Below are 14,512 nucleotides of genomic sequence, written 5' to 3' on the forward strand. Positions count from 1 at the left end.
GGGAGAACGATATGAACAGGACCATCATAGTCGCCGTTTGGGCGCTGCTCGTAGGGTTGGCGCTGATCTGGCTGGGCGTATGGCGAGCGTGGCAGCCGGTGATGCTAAGCGAGGCGGCGGTGCCGAAGACCTGGAGCAAGAACACCCTGGTGCGTGACGGGGTGACGGTGGCGTTTGAGCTGAAGCCGCTGGCCGCAAACGCCGTGCTGCGCGAGGGTGAGTTCGCCGACGTGCGTTTTCGGATCACGGACAGCGCGTCCGGTCAGCCCCTGTCGGGCGTCGCCCCCGGTGCCTGGCTCGACCCGCAAGCCATAGCCGCCGACCAGGCCCAGGGTCGTGAGCAAAGCTGCAAGTCCCGGGTCGGGGTGTTCCTGAAATCGAGCATCGGCGCACGGCCGCTGCTCGACCTCAACAGCTACTTCCTGCTGGTGATGAACCGCGATGCCAGCGTCTCGGTGGTCGACCCTTCGGTATCGGTGGGCGGGATCACCAGCACCATGGCCCGGATCGATATCAAGCAACCGCCGATGGACTGGGTGACGCCCCGGGACAACAAACGCGTATTCGTGTCGATGCCCACTGCCGGGGAGGTGGCGGTGATCGACAGCGAGCAATTCAAGTTGATCGACTCGGTAGCCGCCGGCAACAACCCGGTGCGGTTGGCGTTGCAGCCGGACGAACGCCTGCTGTGGGTCGGCAATAACGCCACGACCGCCGAGGCATCCGGGGTCACGGTGATCGACACCCAAAGCCTCAAGGTTCTCAAGCACCTGGCCACCGGTGCCGGGCACCACGAAATCACGTTCAGCAAGGACAGCCGTCATGCCTTCGTCACCAACCGCGACGACGGCACCCTGAGCATCATCGACATTGCCAGCCTGACCCTCAGAAAACAATTGAAGACCGGTTCGCACCCGTTATCGGCCGCTTACTCGTCGCTGTCCCAGGCGGTGTATGTCAGCGACGGCCAGGACGGCACGGTGACCGTGGTCGATGACACCAGCCTGGCGGTGCGCCGGGTGATCAAGATCAAACAGGGGCTCGGCCCGATGGGTTTCAGCGCCGACGGACGTTTCGGCATCGTGCTCAACACCCTGGAGAACCAGGCCGCGGTGATAGACGCGGCCACCGATTCATTGATCCATGAACTGGAGGTGTCCGCCGAACCCTATCAAGTGGTGTTCACCAAGGCCTATGCCTACATTCGCGGGCTGGCCTCGGCCAAGGTGACGATGGTCAACCTGTCGTCCCTGGGTGAAGGCCGCAAGCCGATCAGCCAGGGTTTCGAAGCAGGGCCGCAGGCGCCGCGCCTGGCCGGTGACTTGCCGCTGGCGTCGAGCCTGGCGGTGTCGCGGGACGACAACGCGGTGTTTGTAGTCAACCCGGTGGACAACACCACTTACTTCTATGCTGAAGGCATGAATGCGCCGATGTCCGGTTACCCTAATCACGGCCAAGTGGCCCGTGCGGCGCTGGTCATCGACCGCAGCCTGCGCGAAGTAGAGCCGGGGTTGTACAGCGCCCGGATCAAGCTGCCGGACGCCGGGTGGTTTGACGTGGCCTTCCTGCTCAACCAGCCGAACATCATCCATTGTTTCACGGCGTTGGTCGAGCCGGACAAAACCCGTAGCCAACACCTGGGCATGCCGAAGGTTGAGTTCATGCTCGACAAAGCCACGGCGATGCTCGGCAGCCCTTACGTCGTGCGCTTTCGCATCGTCCACGGCAAACAGAAGGCCCAGCGCAGTGGCGTGAAGGACGTCCAGGTGCGCTACTTCCGCGCCCCGACGTCCCGCGCTCAGGAAGTCGCTGCCCTGGAGGTGGGGGACGGGGTTTATGAAGCCCCGGTGACCCTCGACCAGAACGGCGCCTGGTACCTGCATGTACGCGCCGCGTCCCTCGGCGCGAGTTTCGACGACAAGACGTTTGCCAGCGTTCGGGTCCTGCCCGGCGATACCCAATAAGAGGAAACTGACATGAACCGATTCGCACACCGTGGACTGTTGACGTTCTGCCTGTTAGCCGCCGGTATCGCTCAGGTCCAGGCCCACTCGAAGGATGAGCACGCCGGCCACGAAATGCCGGCCACCAGCGCCAGCTCGGAAAGCGCCCAGGTCAAGTTCGCCGACGTCGCCCTGGTTGATCAGGACGGTCAGTCGGTGCGTCTGGAAAAGGACCTGGTGACCGACAAGATCGTGGTCATGAGCTTCATCTACACCAGTTGCACCACGGTCTGCCCGGTGGTGTCCTCGATCATGGCCAAGGTACAGAAACAGCTTGGCGCCCGGGTCGGTTCCGAAGTGCAGCTGGTCTCCATCAGTATCGACCCGCAGCGAGATGACGCCAAACGCCTGAACGACTATGCCAGCACCTTCCAGAACGGTCCGGGCTGGAGCTGGCTCACCGGCAGTGTCCAGTCGGTCAACGAAACGCTCAAGGGGCTCGGCAGCTTCAGCGGCGACTTCAAAAGCCATCAGCCATTGATCCTGGTGGGGGACGGCAATAGCCGCAACTGGACTCGTTACTACGGGTTCACCGACCCGGCCCTGTTGAGCCGTGAAGTGGAAAAACTCAGCGGCCAGCGCAACACACGCACCAAGCACACGGCCATTGCCATGGAGCGTCACCCATGAAAGCGCTCGCCTTGATTCTCCTGACGATGGGCTTTTGCGTAAGCAGCGACAGGGCGTTCTCCCACGAAGGGCACGCGAGCGCCGCGCCTGCGGTGGCCGCTGCGCAACCGGCTGGCGGCACCCGCGATGCGCAAACCTGGTTCACCGACACGCCGCTGCAGGACCAGAACGGCAACACCCTGCGCTTCTACAGCGACGCGTTGCAGAACCGTGTGGTGCTGCTTAACGTGATTTTCACCAGTTGCACGGATGCCTGCCCGCTGATCACCCGCAAACTCAAGGAGGTTCGCGAGGTGCTGGGTGACAAGGCCGACGGCATCACCTTTATCTCCCTTACCAGTGATCCGCTGCGGGACACCCCGGCGGTACTCAAGGCTTACACCTTGAAGCAGGGCGTCGATGGGCCCCACTGGCTTTTTCTCACTGGTGACAAGGCGCAGATCGACCTTGTATTGAGCCGCATCGGCCAGATCCTGCCGAGCCCCGAGCAGCATTCCACCCAGTTGATCGTCGGTGACGTGGCCAACAAGCGCTGGAGCAAGATCCGTCCCGATGCCCCGGCCGCCGCCATTGCCCAGCGCTTGCAGTTGCTGACAATGCCCGTGGCCGGACGTTGAGCCCGCGCCATGAAGACCTTACTCATCCTCGGCCTGCTACTGCTCGGCGGCATCAGCCTCGCCGCCCATGGGCAGCCCCTGAGCCCCAGCGAAAGCGCCGGTAAACGGCTGTATCGCGAGGGGGTGTCGGGCAGCGGTGAGCCGGTCATGGCCCGGGTCGGCGCGGCGAATATGTTGCTGCCGGCCAGCAGCCTGCCGTGCGCCAACTGCCATGGCGCCGACGGCGAGGGGCGGCCGGAAGGCGGGGTGCGGCCGCCGGACCTGAACTGGTCGCGACTCACCAGCCGCTATGGTCAGCAGCAAATCAATGGCCGTGACTATCCGGCGTATACCGACGGCCTGTTGGCGCGGGCGATCCAGGAGGGGCTCGATCCGGGCAACAACCGGCTCGATCCGGCGATGCCGCGGTTCGTGTTGTCGATGAATGATCAGCGCAACCTCACGGCCTACCTCAAGCGCCTGGCCGATGACCGCGACCCGGGCCTGACCGCCGGGAACCTGCATCTGGGCACATTATTGCCACGCGAGGGACCGTTGAGCGAGGAGGGCGCCACGGTGGCTGCGGTGCTCAGGGGCAGTGTGGCGCGCATCAACGATGCGGGCGGGATTCATGGCCGGCAGTTGTACCTGACGATTGTCGACCCGGGTCCGGACCGCGCCAGTGCCGAGCAGGCGCTGGACCAATTGATCGATCAGGAGCAGGTATTCGCGTTGATCGCGCCGCTGGTCCCGGCACTGGACTCGGACCTGGCTGCACGCCTGGATCGGGCCGGTATTCCCCTGATCGGACCGCTGTCGCTGCAAGGGACGGCCCAGGCCAGTCGGCAGATTTTCGAGCCGCTGCCGGGTTTGCGTGAACAGCTGATCGCCCTGGCCGATTACGCCACCGGCAGTTTGCGAGTGCTTCAGGGGCCGACGCTGATCACCTTTGCGGACGAGCCCGGGCAGCGGCTGGCGGCGCAGAACCTCGGCCAGTATCTGCAGGACCACGCCTGGCAAAAGGTCCGGCTGCAAGCCTACGGCCCGGAGCAGGATGAGTTGCCACTGGGCTCGCGCTCGGTGTTCTACCTGGGCAACGGCGGCGGTTTCAGTCGCCTCGCCACACGCTTGCAGTCCGCGGGGCAGGTGCCCTACCTGTTCGCCGCATCGAACCAGGTGGCCGGCGATCTGTCGCAAGTGCCCAGTGGTTTTTCCCGGCGGGTGTTTCTCGCCTATCCGTTCGTGCCCAGTGACTGGACGCTGGGCGGCCGCCTGGCGCTGACCCGAATGCGCGAGCACCAGGGGCTCGGCGGTCAGCACGCGGTGCTGCAAGTCGGCGCGTTCAGTTCGATGCTGCTGTTCAGCGAGGGCATGAAGCAGGCCGGACGCGACGCCAGCCGCGAGAAGCTCGTCAGCGCCCTCGAGGGCCTGCATGACTTCGAGACCGGGCTGACCCCCAGGATCAGCTTCGGTCCGGGGCGCCGCCAGGGCTTGAGCGGGGCGCACATTGTCACCGTCGACCTGCCCGGCCAGCACTTCTATCTGGTGGCACCCTACAAACCCATTGCCGCCACGCCCTGACCGGAGGTCGATGATGAAACTCAACACTGTGCTGATGTTGCTGGCGATGTGGGTGCCCGTGGCGTACTGCGGCAATGGCCCGGCCGCCGCCCGGGTCAACGGCGAGGAAATTTCCGAATGGCGCCTGGAGCGTTATTTCGCCGAATTCCTCGAGGACCAGGGCCGGGCAGTGGCCAGCATTCGCAATCCCAAGGCCTACAAACAATTGCGTCAGGCCGCCCTCGACGCACTGATCGACCGCGAGTTGCTGTGGCAGGAAGCGGTCAAGCGCGGGGTGGTGATCAGCGACGCCATGGTGCACAGCCAGGTCGAACAGACCCGGCAAGCCATCGGCGGTGCCGATAAGTTCGCCCGGCGCCTGGAAGACGCCGGCTTCGATGAAGCCGGTTATATCGAATACACCCGCCGTGAACTCGCCGCCCGTCAGGTGTTCGTCGACCTGACCCAGGTCGCCGGGCCGGACGAAAAGCAGGTCCGCGCCTTCTATGAAGAGCATCGTGCCGAGATGAACCGCCCAGAGGAAGTCCAGGCCCGGCATAACCTGAACAAGGTGGCGCAGGGTGCCGACCCTTCCACAGTTGAAGCCGCGCGACTACGCTTGGAGCAGAACCAACTGGAGGCGACCGATGTCTCGGAGGAGCAAGGGCTTGAGATGGTCCGGACGTACCTTGCCCGGCAACAACAGGCTCAGGCCCGTCGAGACGTTCTGGCGCAGTTACGTTCCAGTAATAAAATCGAGCGAATTGACGATGAATGAAGGTTTACCCCCCACTAGTGGGGAAAGAACTTCAGTGCCCATCCACACGCTTCCCCGCCTTTGGGGGGAGGGGTGGCTGGACGATAGGGCATTGTCTTCAAATTCAAGGACATGAAGAGATAATAGTACCGGCGCCCAGCCTGGCATGAAGTGTGCGTTAGTCCTGTCAAGGGACGCACTCCCAGGGCTGGAACATCGGACCTGCGGTTTCAAGGAGTCGACCTTGTTAAACAAAGTACTGGTTGTCGAAGACGAACAGCTCCTTGCCGAAAACCTCAAGGATTACCTTCAGGCGCAAGCGCTGGACGTCCGGATTGCACATGACGGTGCGACGGGTATCGGCGAAGCCGAACTGTTCGAACCTGATGTGATGGTGTTCGATTACCGCTTGCCCGATATGGAAGGCTTTGAGGTGCTCGATGCGGTCCGCCGGAACAGGAAGTGTCATTTTGTACTGATCACAGGGCACCCGACCGCAGAAGTCTGTGAGCGGGCCCGGCAACTGGGAGTCAGTCATATCCTGTTCAAACCCTTTCCAATGGCGGAATTGGCCCGAGCAGTCTGCGATCTTCTGGGCATGGAACGCGAATCCAAAACAGGCATGGGCAGCGCCGAAGGTTTTGTCGAACGACGCCAGAGCAGGACCGAAAGTTTCCCGCTGCAGTTGTACGACGGCAGTTGGGTGCTGGCAGATCGTCGACGTATTCCATCGACGTCCAATGCACCAGACGACGGACAATTGCTCACCGGGGATTAGGGGCGCGACAGGCTGTAATGGCTCGCCGCGTCGACAGGGCTCAAAGCCCCCGGCGTTGGAGAGCATGCCATGGACCGTCTATCCCTTGCCGTCGAACCGGCGCTGCTGGACTGTGTACCGTCTCGTTTTTCCAGTGAGCAACTGGCCCAGGCCCGGGCCCGGGCCACCAGTTCCGGGGAGCGGGTACTGGAAGCCCTCGGGGTGCTGTGCGAACTGGCCCCCATGCCCTTCATCCAGTGCCTCGGCGCGACCCTGCATTATCCGGTGCTCGACACCGACAGCCTGTTTCAGGCCAACCCGGTGTTCGACCGGGTCACCCTGGCCCAATGCCTCAAGCGCGAATTCATCCTGCTGCGCCACGCCGATGCGGTCATCGGTGTGTTCGCCGACCCCTTCGACACCTCGCGCCTGGCCTGGATCGATGACTGCCTGCATGGCGCGCCGCTGTACCTGGTGCATGCCGACGACCTGAAAGCCTACCTGGCGCGCCACGAAGAGAGCTTCCACGCGGTGGAATCGCTCAACGCCCAGGCCGATGCCAACATCGAAATCGATACCCTGCAAAGCCTGTCCCTGACCAGCATCAGCGAAGACGCCAGCGTGGTGGTCAAGCTGGTCAACTCGACCCTGTACGACGCGCTGAAAATGCACGCCAGCGACATCCACCTGGGCACCACCGGCAGCGGCCTGGTGATCAAGTACCGGATCGACGGGGTGCTGAACAACATCAGCAAGATCCAGGGCAGCGAGTTCGCTGAACAGGTGATTTCCCGGGTCAAGGTCATGGCCGAGCTGGACATCGGCGAAAAACGCGTGCCCCAGGACGGTCGTTTCAAGATCGGCATCAGCGGCCGGCAGATCGACTTCCGGGTGTCGATCATGCCGAGCATTTTCGGCGAGGACGCGGTGCTGCGGGTGCTGGACAAACAGGACCTGGCGGACAAGGTCAGCGGCGTGCAGTTGCAGGCCCTGGGCTTTGAAGAACACACCCTGCGCCAGCTGCGCCGGCTGGCCGCCGAGCCCTACGGCATGGTGCTGGTCACCGGTCCCACCGGCAGCGGCAAGACCACCACCCTGTACGCGATGATCACCGAGATCAACCACGGCGTGGACAAGATCATCACCATCGAAGACCCGGTGGAATACCAACTGCCCGGTGTGCTGCAAATCCCGGTCAACGAAAAGAAAGGCCTGACCTTCGCCCGCGGCCTGCGCTCGATCCTGCGCCATGACCCGGACAAGATCATGGTCGGTGAAATCCGCGATCCCGATACGGCGCAGATCGCCGTTCAGTCGGCGCTCACCGGGCACCTGGTGTTCACCACCATTCACGCCAACAACGTATTCGACGTGATCGGCCGCTTCACCCAGATGGAAATCGACCCCTACAGCCTGGTCTCGGCGCTCAACGCGGTGCTGGCCCAGCGCCTGATCCGCCTGGTCTGCGCCAGTTGCAGCGCGCCGAGCTATCCGACCGATGAGGAACTGCGCCTCAGCGGACTCGATCCACAGCGGGTCGATCATTACCACTTCGTCCACGGCAAGGGCTGCGGCCATTGCCGGGGCACCGGGTACCGCGGACGTACCGCAATCGCCGAGCTGCTGCACCTGGACGACGAGCTGCGGCAGATGATCGTCGAGCGCCAACCCGTTTCGAAAATCAAGGCACACGCTTGCACACGTGGCTTGCGCCTGTTGCGCGAGTCGGCGCTGGAACTGGTTGCAGAGGGGCGGACCACGCTCGAGGAGATCAATCGTGTCACTTTTGTCTCGTGATCGTTTTGTCGCCGTGCTCGGCGCCAGCAGCGTCGGCCTGGGCCAGCGCAAGGGCAACGAAACCCTGTGGCTGGGCAGCGTCGGTTTTATCGACGAAGGCTTCCATGCCTGGGCCGTGGCCCTGGACACCCTCGACCGGTTGCTGGCTGAACACACCCGGGCCGGTGCCGAATTGAGCGTGGTGATTTCCGGGCACTTCAGCCGTTTCTGCCTGGTGCCCTGGAGCGACCAGATCAGCAGCCCTGATGAACTGCAGGGGTTCGCGCACCTGTGTTTCGAAGACCTCTACGGCGTACCGGCTCAACCCTGGAACCTGGTGCTGTCGGCCGAGCCTGCGGGCTACGACCGTGTCGCCAGCGCGCTGCCGCAAGACCTGCTGGCGCGCCTGCGTAGCCTGGCCAGCGAGCGCGGCCTGCGTTTGCGTTCGGTGCAGCCGTACCTGATGGCCGCCTTCAATCACTTCGATAAAAGCCTCGACGCCGGCGACTTCCTGTTCGTGGTCGCCGAGCCGGTGCGCAGTGTGTTGCTGCTGGCCCGGGAAGGGCGCTGGGCCGCATTGCGCTCGGTCGGCACCGGCGACAGCGACGCCGCACTGACCGCGCTGATCGGTCGCGAAAGCCAATTGCAAGCCTCCACCAGCGAGCGGCCATTGAGCGTCTACCTGCATGCGCCGGCGCGGATCGAGGTCCAGCCCGACGTACCCGGCGTGCACCTGCGCACCCTTGAAGAGGACCGGACCGGCGTACGCGATGCCTTGTACGTCATGTCCCGGGCGGTGGCCTGACATGCGCGCCCTGATGCTCGACTTCCAGCCGCGCCGCCGCTCGGGCCCCTTGGGCTGGAGTCTGCTGGCCGGTGGCCTGGTGCTGACCCTGGGCTGCTTCTTCGTCCAGCAGCACCTCAGTGAACAGGCCGCGCAACAGCAAGGCCATCTGCAGACCGCCCAGCGCGTCCTCACCGGCGACTCCGGCGCCAAGACCAGCCTGACCCCGGCCGAAACCCGGGAGCAGGCGCAGAACCTGGCCGAGATGCGCAAGGTGTCGCAGCAACTGCGTCGGCCCTGGGAACGGCTGTTCGCCATGCTCGAAACGATGCCCCGGGATGACATCGCCTTGCTGACCCTGACCCCGGATGCGCGTAAGGGCCAGGTGCGGATCAGCGCCGAGGCACGGGACCTGGAAGCCATGCTCGCGTTCCACCAGCGCCTCGAAGCCAGCGACGAGCTGTCCGATGTGTCGCTGCTCAGCCACGAAATCGTCGTCAAATCGCCGGAGCAACCGGTGCAATTCAACCTGTCGGCCAGCTGGGAGATCGGTGATGCAAATCTCTAGATTGATCGTCCACGAATATTTGCAAGGCCTGGGTGTACCCGGCCTGGCCGGGCTGGCAATGCTGCTGCTGGCACTGATGTATGGCCTGGTGGGCCTGATGCCGGACTGGCAGGCGTTGCAAACCCTCAGCCAGCAGACCCGCGAAGCCGGCGAGTACCTGGCCCGGGTCGAAGACGGCAGCGTCGCCGCCCCGGTGGTGCCGCAACGGCAGCTGGACGATTTTCGCAGCAAGCTGCCGTCGCAGCCCCAGGCCACGGTCGCCATCGACAAGATCTACGCGCTGGCGGCCCAGGAACGCATCACCCTGGCCCGCGGTGAATATTCCCTGGGCATCGACCCCAAGACGCATCTGGCCCGCTATCAGATCCTGCTGCCGGTGCGTGGCACCTACCCGCAACTGCGGCGCTTCCTGCATGCCTTGCTCGGCCAGTTGCCGGCGGTGGTGGTGGAGGACGTGGAGTTCCAGCGCAAGAAAATCGCCGACACCGACCTGACCGGGCGGATCCGCATGACCCTTTACCTGTCGAGGTCATGATGAATACCAAGCGCGTAGTGGGTTGGGTGGCGTTCTTTGGCGTGGCGGCGGCGCTGACCTGGTTGCCCGATTACTGGATGCCGTCGGAGGAAGCCGAGGTCTCGGTGGCCACCGCGTCCACCTCGAGCACAGGCAAAGCCCGCGGCGCACTGCCAGCGGCGTCGGCCGCTAAAAAACCGGCGGTGGTCAAGGATCTGACCCCGGCTGGCGACCTGTTCGCCGCCCGCAGCTGGAAGGCCGCCCCGACGCTTGCCACGGTCACCGAACAACCCGTCAACGTCACCCCGGTGGTGCAAGCCCCCAGCGCACCGCCGATGCCATTCCAGTTCATTGGCAGGCTGGATGACCGTTCCGACCTGCAAGTGTTTTTGCAGAACGGCGAAAAAATATACGTCGTGCGCAAAGGGGATGTGATCGACGAAACCTGGCGGATCGAAGGCATTTCCGATGTGGAACTGAGCTTTATCTACCTGCCGCTGCATTTGTCCCAGACCTTGTCTGTGGGGAGCACGCAATGAACAGATCCTGCCGTAATACGCTAGGCGCGCTGATGAGCCTTTGCCTGTGCACAGCGCTGACCGCGTGCAGTTCGGCGCAAGTGGCCAACGAGGAAGCGTCCGAGCTGATCGAACAGGGCCAGTACGAAGCCGGCCTGGCCCGGGTCGAGGAAGGGCTGCGGGAAAACCCTCGCGATACCGAGTTGCACCTGCTGCTCAATAGCGGCCGCGCCAAGGCGATCACCGCGTTGCTGACCCAGGCCGACACCGATCGCGCACGCAGGGATTTCGCCTCGGCACGCATGGCCTACAGCCGGGTGCTGACCATTGAGCCCAACAACCGCCGTGCCCAGGACGCCATACGCCAACTCGACTACCTGCGCAGCATGGATGACAAGCTCGAACTGGCCCGTGGCGACCTGCGTCGCGGCGACATCTACGGCGCCGACCGCCAGGTGAAACAAATTCTCGAACTCGACCCGAAGAATGACGGCGCGCTGGAGCTGCAAGGCAACATCCGCCTGGTGCAGAGCCGCAATGTGATCGCGTATCCACAGCTGCGCACCCGCCTGGACCGGCCGGTGACCCTGGAGTTTCGCGACGCCAACCTGAAGGTGATTTTCGAAGTGCTGTCCCAGGTCGCCGGTTTGAATTTCATCTTCGACAAGGACCTGCGCCCGGACATGAAAGCCACCATCTTCGTGCGCGACGTGCGCATTGAAGACGCCGTGGAATTACTGCTGCAACAGAACCAGCTGCACCAGAAAGTGGTGAACGAAAACACCTTGCTGATCTACCCGGACTCGCCGCAGAAGGTCAAGGACTATCAAGAGCTGGTGATGCGCACCTTCTACCTGACCAGCATCGATGCCAACACCGCGCTGAACATGATCAAGACCATGCTCAAGACCCGCGACGTATTCGTCGATGAGCGCCTCAATACCCTGACCATGCGCGACAGCGAAGACGCCGTGCGCATGGCGGAGAAACTCCTGCAATCGCAAGACCAGTCCAACCCCGAAGTGGTGCTCGAAGTGGAGGTGATGGAAGTCGCCACCCAGCGGATTCTCGACCTGGGCCTGCAGTGGCCGAACACCTTCGGCGTGCTCAACAGCGACGGTTCGGCAGTGACCTTGCTCGATCAGCTCAAAGGCATCAACTCCGGCCGGATCACCATCAATCCATCGCCCCAGGCCAAGATCAACGCCCAGGACAACGACATCAACACCCTGGCCAGCCCGGTGATTCGCGTCAGCAACCGCGAGCAGGCACGCATCCACATTGGTCAGCGCGTGCCGATCATCAGCGCCACCTCGGTGCCGTCGACCCAGGGCCCGGTGATCACCGAAAGCGTCACTTACCTGGATGTCGGCCTGAAACTGGAAGTGCAGCCGACCGTGCACCTGAACAACGAAGTGGCGATCAAGATCGCCCTGGAAGTGAGTAACGCCACCCCGCTGGAACCGACCCGCCAGGGCACGATTCCGGTGCAGGTCGACACCCGCAACGCCCAGACCACCCTGCGCCTGCATGACGGCGAAACCCAGATTCTCGCCGGCCTGATGCGCAACGACCATGGCGCTACCGGCAACAAGATCCCTGGCTTTGGCGACATTCCCGGGTTGGGCCGTTTGTTCGGCAGCAACAAGGACACCATCGGCAAGTCGGAACTGGTGCTGTCGATCACCCCGCGGATCGTGCGCAACCTGCCATACCAGAGCCCGTCGGACATGGAGTTCCCTACCGGCACCGAAACCAGCATGCACATCCAGGCGCCGGACCGTCGGCTGGAATCTGCTGCTGCGCCTGCGGCGATCGATCGGCCGGTCGCGGTCACCACCCAAGTCGTTATCGAGAAGCCTTGATCATGAACGCCTCGCAACGTGGTTTCACCCTGATCGAAGTCGTGGTGACGCTGGCCCTGATCGGCCTGCTGGCCGGTATGGCCGCGCCGCTGACCGAGACGGTGGTGCGCCGGGGCAAGGAGCAGGAGTTGCGCACGGCGCTGTACCAGATTCGCGACGCCATCGACGCCTACAAACGCGCCTTCGACGCCGGTTACATCGAGAAGTCGCTGAACAACAGCGGCTATCCACCCAGCCTGCAAGTGCTGGTGGACGGCGTGCGCGATGTGCGCAGCGCCAAGGGCGCCAAGTTCTATTTCCTGCGTCGTGTGCCCCGGGACCCGCTGGCCACGGTCAAGCGCGACGACGAAGGCGGCTGGGGCTTGCGTTCCTATGACAGTACGGCTCAAAGCCCGCGGGAGGGCGAAGACGTCTTTGACGTCTACTCCCAGGCGCGCGGCAAGGGTCTCAACGGCATCGCCTACCGGGAGTGGTGACTTATGCATCGGCAAAAGGGTTTCACCCTGCTGGAACTGATGGTGGTCATGGCAATCATCGCGACGCTGATGACCATCGCCTTGCCCCGTTATTTCAACAGCCTCGAGGCCTCGAAGGAGACCACCCTGCGCCAAAGCCTGTCGGCGATGCGCGAGGCGCTGGACCACTACTACGGCGACACCGGGCGCTACCCCGATTCCATCGAACAACTGGTGGAGCAGCGTTACCTGCGCAACCCGCCGATGGACCCGATTGCCGAGCGCAAGGACCTGTGGGTCCTGGTGGCACCGCCGGACGGGGTACCGGGCGGGGTCGCCGATATCAAGAGCGGTGCCACAGGGAGGGCGCGTGATGGCAGCCTTTATGCCGAGTGGTAGGCCTTCGGACCAGGCGGGTTTCACCTACCTGGGCGTGCTGTTCCTGATCATGGTGATGGGCATGGGCCTGGCCAGTGCCGGCGAATTATGGTCGAGCGCCTCGCGCCGTGATCGTGAACGCCAGTTGCTCTGGGTCGGTACCCAATATGCCCAGGCCTTGCGCAGCTATTACCGCAGTTCGCCGGGCCTGGCGCAGTACCCCAAAGAACTGGCGGACCTGTTGCAGGACGAACGTTTCCCCAACGCCAAACACCATATCCGCCAGCTGTACCCGGACCCGATCGGGGGCGGCGAATGGACGCTGATGCGCGGTTTCGACGGGCGCATCACCGGCCTCTACAGCCCCTCGACGGACAAGCCGCTCAAACAGGCGGATTTCCCCAGTCAATGGTCGGACTTCACCGGCATGGCCAGTTACAAGGACTGGCAGTTCGTGGCCGAGAAGGCGTTCCTCGAGGGCACGTCGGGGCCGAAAAGTCCGTCCCGGTCACCACAAGGGGTGATGCCATGAACAGATTCTGCCTGGCCCTGATCCTGCTGCTGGCGACGCCGTTTGCCGCGGCCGCCGAAGAGGACGAAATGATGGGCTTTATCGTCGATGACACCATCTCGCACATCGGCCACGAGTTTTATTACGCGTTCAGTGAACGCCTGCGCGCCACCAGCCCCATGGATTTCAACCTGGTGGTACGCGAACGACCTTCCGCACGCTGGGGCAGCCTGGTGACCGTGGAATACCAACAGCGTTTGGTGTATCGGCGCTTTCTGCCGCCGAACACTGTGGAGCTCAAGGAGGAGGCGTCCGACGCCGCCGACTGGGTGCGCGGGCAGATCGTCAAACGCAAGCTGGAAGCCTTGTTGCAGGACACCACGGACCTAGAGAGGGACGAATTATGAAAACGAGAACATTGTTGCACCGCCCCGGGCTGTCATTGGCCGCCATCTGCTTGCTCGGGCTGGCCAGTGGCGGTCTGGTCCAGGCCACGGAGCTGGTGTACACACCGATCAACCCGACGTTCGGCGGCAACCCGTTGAACGGAACCTGGCTGCTCAACAAAGCCCAGTCGCAAAACGACCACGACGATCCGGACTTGAAAGACCGGGCCTCGCTGGCCGGGACCTCAGCCCTCGAACGCTTCAGCAGCCAGCTGCAATCGCGGTTGCTGGGACAGTTGCTGGACAACATCTCCACCGGCAACACGGGGAGCCTGTCCACCGACGCTTTTATCGTCAACGTCATCGACGACTCCGGCGCACTGACCATTGAAGTGACCGACCGCGCGACCGGCGAAATTTCGGAAATCCAGGTGAATGGCCTGGCCCCTTGAGG

The 14,512-nt window shown here is 63.4% G+C and carries 17 protein-coding genes; all 17 read left to right on the forward strand.

The window, feature by feature from the left end; genetic code table 11:
* The first annotated feature begins 11 nt into the window (after positions 1-11).
* The 17 genes from F8N96_RS20390 (at position 12) to F8N96_RS20470 (ending at position 14,510) form a co-directional block, all read left to right on the forward strand.
* Entirely contained in the window at positions 12-1,964 is a 1,953-nt protein-coding gene (locus tag F8N96_RS20390; RefSeq protein ID WP_150799336.1) for a YncE family protein, read from the forward strand.
* A 12-nt stretch (positions 1,965-1,976) separates the two neighbouring features.
* Complete coding sequence (locus F8N96_RS20395; RefSeq protein ID WP_150799337.1) at positions 1,977-2,633, forward strand: SCO family protein; 657 nt, start codon at positions 1,977-1,979, stop codon at positions 2,631-2,633.
* Positions 2,630-3,250: an SCO family protein gene (locus F8N96_RS20400; RefSeq protein WP_150799338.1), complete on the forward strand. Its 621-nt coding sequence runs from the start codon at positions 2,630-2,632 to the stop codon at positions 3,248-3,250. Before F8N96_RS20395 ends, F8N96_RS20400 begins: the two co-directional genes overlap by 4 nt.
* A 9-nt stretch (positions 3,251-3,259) precedes the next feature.
* Complete coding sequence (locus tag F8N96_RS20405; RefSeq protein WP_150799339.1) at positions 3,260-4,810, forward strand: ABC transporter substrate-binding protein; 1,551 nt, start codon at positions 3,260-3,262, stop codon at positions 4,808-4,810.
* 13 nt (positions 4,811-4,823) lie between these two features.
* Positions 4,824-5,567, forward strand: a complete 744-nt coding sequence (locus tag F8N96_RS20410; RefSeq protein WP_150799340.1) for a SurA N-terminal domain-containing protein — start codon at positions 4,824-4,826, stop codon at positions 5,565-5,567.
* Between the two features lie 223 nt (positions 5,568-5,790).
* Positions 5,791-6,324, forward strand: coding sequence for a response regulator (locus F8N96_RS20415; protein ID WP_150762710.1), 534 nt, complete (start codon positions 5,791-5,793; stop codon positions 6,322-6,324).
* 69 nt (positions 6,325-6,393) lie between these two features.
* Positions 6,394-8,100 (forward strand): GspE/PulE family protein, encoded by a 1,707-nt coding sequence (locus tag F8N96_RS20420; RefSeq protein ID WP_150799341.1) that lies wholly within the window; start codon positions 6,394-6,396, stop codon positions 8,098-8,100.
* Positions 8,081-8,884 (forward strand): hypothetical protein, encoded by an 804-nt coding sequence (locus F8N96_RS20425; protein ID WP_150799342.1) that lies wholly within the window; start codon positions 8,081-8,083, stop codon positions 8,882-8,884. Before F8N96_RS20420 ends, F8N96_RS20425 begins: the two co-directional genes overlap by 20 nt.
* Position 8,885: 1 nt before the next feature.
* A complete protein-coding gene (locus F8N96_RS20430; RefSeq protein WP_150799343.1) occupies positions 8,886-9,431 on the forward strand; it encodes a PilN domain-containing protein in 546 nt (181 codons plus the stop codon).
* Positions 9,418-9,966 (forward strand): GspMb/PilO family protein, encoded by a 549-nt coding sequence (locus F8N96_RS20435; RefSeq protein ID WP_150799344.1) that lies wholly within the window; start codon positions 9,418-9,420, stop codon positions 9,964-9,966. Before F8N96_RS20430 ends, F8N96_RS20435 begins: the two co-directional genes overlap by 14 nt.
* Complete coding sequence (locus tag F8N96_RS20440; RefSeq protein ID WP_150799345.1) at positions 9,966-10,484, forward strand: hypothetical protein; 519 nt, start codon at positions 9,966-9,968, stop codon at positions 10,482-10,484. Before F8N96_RS20435 ends, F8N96_RS20440 begins: the two co-directional genes overlap by 1 nt.
* Positions 10,481-12,328, forward strand: a complete 1,848-nt coding sequence (locus tag F8N96_RS20445; protein ID WP_150799346.1) for a secretin N-terminal domain-containing protein — start codon at positions 10,481-10,483, stop codon at positions 12,326-12,328. Before F8N96_RS20440 ends, F8N96_RS20445 begins: the two co-directional genes overlap by 4 nt.
* 2 nt (positions 12,329-12,330) lie before the next feature.
* Positions 12,331-12,804 carry a type II secretion system protein gene (locus F8N96_RS20450; protein WP_150799347.1) on the forward strand — a complete coding sequence of 158 codons (474 nt, stop codon included), beginning with the start codon at positions 12,331-12,333 and terminating at the stop codon, positions 12,802-12,804.
* 3 nt (positions 12,805-12,807) lie between these two features.
* Entirely contained in the window at positions 12,808-13,182 is a 375-nt protein-coding gene (locus tag F8N96_RS20455) for a type II secretion system protein (protein ID WP_150762702.1), read from the forward strand.
* A complete protein-coding gene (locus F8N96_RS20460) occupies positions 13,157-13,693 on the forward strand; it encodes a type II secretion system protein (RefSeq protein WP_150799348.1) in 537 nt (178 codons plus the stop codon). Before F8N96_RS20455 ends, F8N96_RS20460 begins: the two co-directional genes overlap by 26 nt.
* A complete protein-coding gene (csgE, locus tag F8N96_RS20465) occupies positions 13,690-14,079 on the forward strand; it encodes a curli production assembly/transport protein CsgE (protein WP_064678367.1) in 390 nt (129 codons plus the stop codon). The genes F8N96_RS20460 and csgE overlap by 4 nt, the downstream gene beginning before the upstream one ends.
* Positions 14,076-14,510 (forward strand): curli assembly protein CsgF, encoded by a 435-nt coding sequence (locus F8N96_RS20470; protein WP_150799349.1) that lies wholly within the window; start codon positions 14,076-14,078, stop codon positions 14,508-14,510. The genes csgE and F8N96_RS20470 overlap by 4 nt, the downstream gene beginning before the upstream one ends.
* Positions 14,511-14,512: the final 2 nt, after the last annotated feature.

The organism is Pseudomonas fluorescens, from assembly GCF_902497855.1.
GTDB lineage: Bacteria > Pseudomonadota > Gammaproteobacteria > Pseudomonadales > Pseudomonadaceae > Aquipseudomonas > Aquipseudomonas fluorescens_BI.

Bases quoted from the DNA above. Each gene is read 5' to 3' on its own strand.
- F8N96_RS20390 (WP_150799336.1), top strand. From the start codon at position 12: ATGAACAGGACCATCATAGTCGCCGTTTGGGCGCTGCTCGTAGGGTTG.
- F8N96_RS20395 (WP_150799337.1), top strand. From the start codon at position 1,977: ATGAACCGATTCGCACACCGTGGACTGTTGACGTTCTGCCTGTTAGCC.
- F8N96_RS20400 (WP_150799338.1), top strand. From the start codon at position 2,630: ATGAAAGCGCTCGCCTTGATTCTCCTGACGATGGGCTTTTGCGTAAGC.
- F8N96_RS20405 (WP_150799339.1), top strand. From the start codon at position 3,260: ATGAAGACCTTACTCATCCTCGGCCTGCTACTGCTCGGCGGCATCAGC.
- F8N96_RS20410 (WP_150799340.1), top strand. From the start codon at position 4,824: ATGAAACTCAACACTGTGCTGATGTTGCTGGCGATGTGGGTGCCCGTG.
- F8N96_RS20420 (WP_150799341.1), top strand. From the start codon at position 6,394: ATGGACCGTCTATCCCTTGCCGTCGAACCGGCGCTGCTGGACTGTGTA.
- F8N96_RS20430 (WP_150799343.1), top strand. From the start codon at position 8,886: ATGCGCGCCCTGATGCTCGACTTCCAGCCGCGCCGCCGCTCGGGCCCC.
- F8N96_RS20435 (WP_150799344.1), top strand. From the start codon at position 9,418: ATGCAAATCTCTAGATTGATCGTCCACGAATATTTGCAAGGCCTGGGT.
- F8N96_RS20440 (WP_150799345.1), top strand. From the start codon at position 9,966: ATGAATACCAAGCGCGTAGTGGGTTGGGTGGCGTTCTTTGGCGTGGCG.
- F8N96_RS20445 (WP_150799346.1), top strand. From the start codon at position 10,481: ATGAACAGATCCTGCCGTAATACGCTAGGCGCGCTGATGAGCCTTTGC.
- F8N96_RS20450 (WP_150799347.1), top strand. From the start codon at position 12,331: ATGAACGCCTCGCAACGTGGTTTCACCCTGATCGAAGTCGTGGTGACG.
- F8N96_RS20455 (WP_150762702.1), top strand. From the start codon at position 12,808: ATGCATCGGCAAAAGGGTTTCACCCTGCTGGAACTGATGGTGGTCATG.
- F8N96_RS20460 (WP_150799348.1), top strand. From the start codon at position 13,157: ATGGCAGCCTTTATGCCGAGTGGTAGGCCTTCGGACCAGGCGGGTTTC.
- csgE (WP_064678367.1), top strand. From the start codon at position 13,690: ATGAACAGATTCTGCCTGGCCCTGATCCTGCTGCTGGCGACGCCGTTT.
- F8N96_RS20470 (WP_150799349.1), top strand. From the start codon at position 14,076: ATGAAAACGAGAACATTGTTGCACCGCCCCGGGCTGTCATTGGCCGCC.